Genomic DNA, 1,570 nt, shown 5'->3' on the forward strand with positions numbered 1-1,570 from the left:
GGTGGGCCGACACGGCCCACCCGCTTATTTGTGTCCTCCGCCACGAAAGTCAGCTTCTTACAAAGCTCGGTTCAGTTCTTGCGGGCAAGAGTTGGACTCTGTACCGTCATCGCCACGAAACATGAAGCTCACCGCATACAAAGCAAGCGAACATAAGCGAGCTAGGAAGGTGTCCCATGCTCAGAACCAGGCTTCGCACCGCCATCGGGGCGTTGCTGGTCGCCGGGCTCGGTCTGTCCGTCGCCGCGTGCGGCAGCGACAGCGGCGACGCCCCGAAGGCCGCCGACGGTCCGGTGACGCTGGTCATCAACGGGCTTCCGCCCGCGACCGAGAAGGCGAACCACGACCGGTTCATGGCCAACGTCGCCGCGTTCGAGGCGGCCAACAAGAACATCAAGCTGGACGTCCGCGAGGGCAAGATGGACCCGCAGACGTTCCCGGCGAAGCTCGCCGGTGGCCAGCTCGAGGACGTCTTCTACGTCTACTTCACCGACCCGGCCAGCCTGATCGCCAAGCGGCAGGTGTCCGACGTCAGCAAGTACCTCAAGGACTATCCGATCACCTCGCAGATCAAGCCCGAGGTGCTGAAGGTCTTCCAGGACGACAAGGGCGGCACGTACGGGTTGCCGTACAAGAACTACTCGATGGGTCTGCTCTACAACCGTGACCTGTTCAAGAAGGCCGGGCTGGACCCGAACACCCCGCCGGCCACCTGGGCCGAGGTCCGGACCGCGGCGCAGAAGATCGCGGCGCTGGGCAACGGCACGGTCGGCTACGGCGACTACAGCAAGAGCAACACCGGCGGCTGGCACTTCACCGCGGAGCTCTACTCGATCGGTGGCGACATGGCCACCAACGAGGGCGGCACGTGGAAGGCCGCGTTCAACAACGAGAAGGGCAAGCAGGTCCTCCAGCAGCTCAAGGACATGCGCTGGACGGACAACTCGATGGGCCAGAAGCAGCTGCTGGAGTGGGCCGACCTGCTCAACCAGATGGGTGGCGGCAAGCTCGGCATGTACGTCGCCACGGCGGACAACGTGCCGACCATCGTCAATCAGTACAAGGGCAAGTACGAGACGTACGGTCTGGGCCCGATCCCGGACGGCCAGGGCACCCTGGGCGGCGGCGAGGGCTACATGTTCAAGGCCGGCCTGAGCCCCGAGAAGATCCAGGCCGGGCTCAAGTGGCTGACCTTCTGGTTCACCTCCGCGGACAAGATCGCCGAGGAGAACAAGTGGGCCAGTGAGACCAAGCAGCCCGTCGGTCTGCCGGAGCCGGCCATCTTCACCGGTGAGGCGGCCGCCAAGCAGGCCGCGTCCGACAAGCAGTACGCGAACGTCCCGCAGGAGAACTACGCGCCGTTCGTGGCGAGCATGGGCAAGATCCCGGTGAAGCTGGAGCCGCCGAACGCGCAGCAGATCTACGCCGTGCTCGACGTCGCGATGCAGAAGGTGCTGACCGACAAGAACGCGAACGTCGACAAGTTGCTCGCCGACGCGGAGACCCAGGTCAACCAGATCCTGTCGAGCGTCAAGTAGGACAGCGCGGGGCCGCCGGTGGCACCACCACC

1 protein-coding gene is annotated in these 1,570 nt (G+C 64.8%); it reads left to right on the forward strand.

What is annotated here, in order from left to right; genetic code table 11:
• Window positions 1–176 precede the first annotated feature (176 nt).
• Entirely contained in the window at window positions 177–1,538 is a 1,362-nt protein-coding gene (locus AB0M20_RS42635) for an extracellular solute-binding protein (RefSeq protein WP_364307118.1), read from the forward strand.
• Window positions 1,539–1,570 lie beyond the last annotated feature (32 nt).

It is taken from the genome of Actinoplanes sp. NPDC051633 (genome assembly GCF_040681735.1).
Taxonomy (GTDB): Bacteria; Actinomycetota; Actinomycetes; order Mycobacteriales; family Micromonosporaceae; genus Actinoplanes.

Coding starts and splice junctions, on each gene's coding strand:
- AB0M20_RS42635 (WP_364307118.1), top strand. CDS start 177: ATGCTCAGAACCAGGCTTCGCACCGCCATCGGGGCGTTGCTGGTCGCC.